This is a genomic window from Leisingera sp. SS27 (assembly GCF_028368855.1).
GTDB lineage: Bacteria > Pseudomonadota > Alphaproteobacteria > Rhodobacterales > Rhodobacteraceae > Leisingera.
The window spans coordinates 1-1,738 of sequence record NZ_JAQNCY010000026.1 but is presented as its reverse complement, the minus strand read 5'-3'; the positions used below and the strand labels follow the sequence as shown (position 1 = coordinate 1,738).

Here is a 1,738-nt window from a genome sequence, read left to right as displayed (position 1 = left end):
CACCGGCACAAGCCAGTCGAGCTTGAACGACAGGATCTGGATGATCAGCGCCGAGCCGAGATCGCCGCCCAGCACAATCGCCAGCCCGGTTGGAAAAGCCAGGTAGCCGCTGGCGGCAAAGCCGGAAGTCAAGAGCGCCACCGCCGCCGAGCTTTGCAGCACGATCGCCAGGACCAGCCCCATCAGCCCCGCCTGCAGGTGGCTTTGGCGTGCGGTCAGCAGCCGCTGGAACGAGGCCCCGTAACTGCGTTCAATCCCGGTCCGCACCATCCGCACCGCATACAAAAGCAGCATCGTCGCGCCAGCAAGGCTGATCAGAAAGGTCAGTATCGCCATGTCAGTTTCCGCTCAAAACCTATTCCCGGAGCTTAACCGCTCCCGGCATGGCCTTAGTGCCGCACGTCTCCGGCGGCAACTGCAATTCCTGCCGCCGAACCGGCAGGTGTTCCGCTCTGCGCCCGCATCCTTGCAGGCACCTGTTTCAATCTCCCTTGCCGGATAAAGCAACCTCTGTTTTCACCCCCCAGCCGGTCAAAGCAACGGACAGCTTCTTGCCGGGATCCTGATCGGTGAACAAAACAGTAATCCGGCGAGGCTCTGGCCCGCAGTGAGGAGCCGTTTCTGCAAACTTCGGATGCGCCATTGCAACCGCAACCTTCTGGGCGCAGTCAGCAGCGACGCGCGCCAGCTGAGCCTCGTCCGCACTGTGATAGAGCACGCCTTGTTTAGCAGAAAGCGCATCCGCAGACAGGACCGCCAAGTCAAGCGCGAACCGGCGCAGCTGCTGTTCGGCAACAAAACCGAAAGTGCCCCGCTCATTGCTCTGCATTTCTCCACCCAGAAAATGCACCCGGTTTCCATTATGATTTGCCAGGGTTTGTGCCGCGCCAATTGAGTTTGTTACCACAGTCAGATCCGACTTGTGCCGCAATTCCTCCGCAACAAAGGCTGTGGTAGAACCGACATCAAGGAACACCGCCATTCCGTCACGCACATAGCTGGCCGTAAGCGCAGCAATCCGGGCCTTTTCCCTCTGATTTTCAGAAATCCGCCGTGCAAAACTTGTTGCGCTTTGCGGGCCCGCCAGAAAAGCGCCGCCATGCACTCGCTGAACAGCCCCCGCTTTGTTCAGTGCCTTTATTGTGCGGCGGACCGTCTCTTCGGACACATCCAGCATCTTGGCCAGTTCAGCGCTGCGCGCAGAGCCGCCCAGGCGGCGCAGTGCGTCCACCAGCTCCATTTCACGATGGGACAGGGAGAGAGAGTCCGACAAGAGAGTGTTCCATTTGCTTAAGCCATTTCTGCGCAATTAGGCACGGGCCACCTCCGCATTACAAGGCTTTCCGGAGCCACACTGCTGCGGCCGGGGTTCTGCACAGACATTGCCGAACGCCGCCAATGAAACAGGCCACGTAATCTGCCTTCAGCCGCTGCAGACCGTTTCCGGCTTGCTGGCAGCCGACCCGCCAGACCCGGCCCGCCAGTTCAAATCCTCCGAAGCAAGCCTGCAGGGCAACAAAAAACCGCCGCGGCTTTTGGGCCGCGGCGGTGTCCTGTGTTCCGTCCCGGAAGGTCTTACAGGTTCGGGTAGAGCGGGAAGCTGGCGCAGAGATCCGCGACCTTGGCGCGCACCGCCGCTTCCACATCCGCGTTGCCCTCTTCACCGTTGGCTGCCAGCCCGTCGATCACCTCGATGATCAGGTCGGCGATCTGGCGGAACTCCGCCTCGCCGAACCCG

Annotated in this window: 2 protein-coding genes and 1 pseudogene; all 3 read right to left on the bottom strand. The window is 60.9% G+C overall.

The window, feature by feature from the left end; genetic code table 11:
* Positions 1–336 (bottom strand): Na/Pi symporter (locus N6L27_RS23210; RefSeq protein WP_271909787.1); only part of this gene is annotated, 336 nt, incomplete at its 3' end.
* Between the two features lie 145 nt (positions 337–481).
* A complete protein-coding gene (locus tag N6L27_RS23205; RefSeq protein ID WP_271909789.1) occupies positions 482–1,240 on the bottom strand; it encodes a DeoR/GlpR family DNA-binding transcription regulator in 759 nt (252 codons plus the stop codon).
* Positions 1,241–1,575: 335 nt separating this feature from the next.
* Positions 1,576–1,738, bottom strand: a pseudogene (gene glyA / locus N6L27_RS23200) (serine hydroxymethyltransferase); the annotation flags it as partial.

Coding starts and splice junctions, on each gene's coding strand:
- N6L27_RS23205 (WP_271909789.1), bottom strand. CDS start 1,240: ATGGAGCTGGTGGACGCACTGCGCCGCCTGGGCGGCTCTGCGCGCAGC.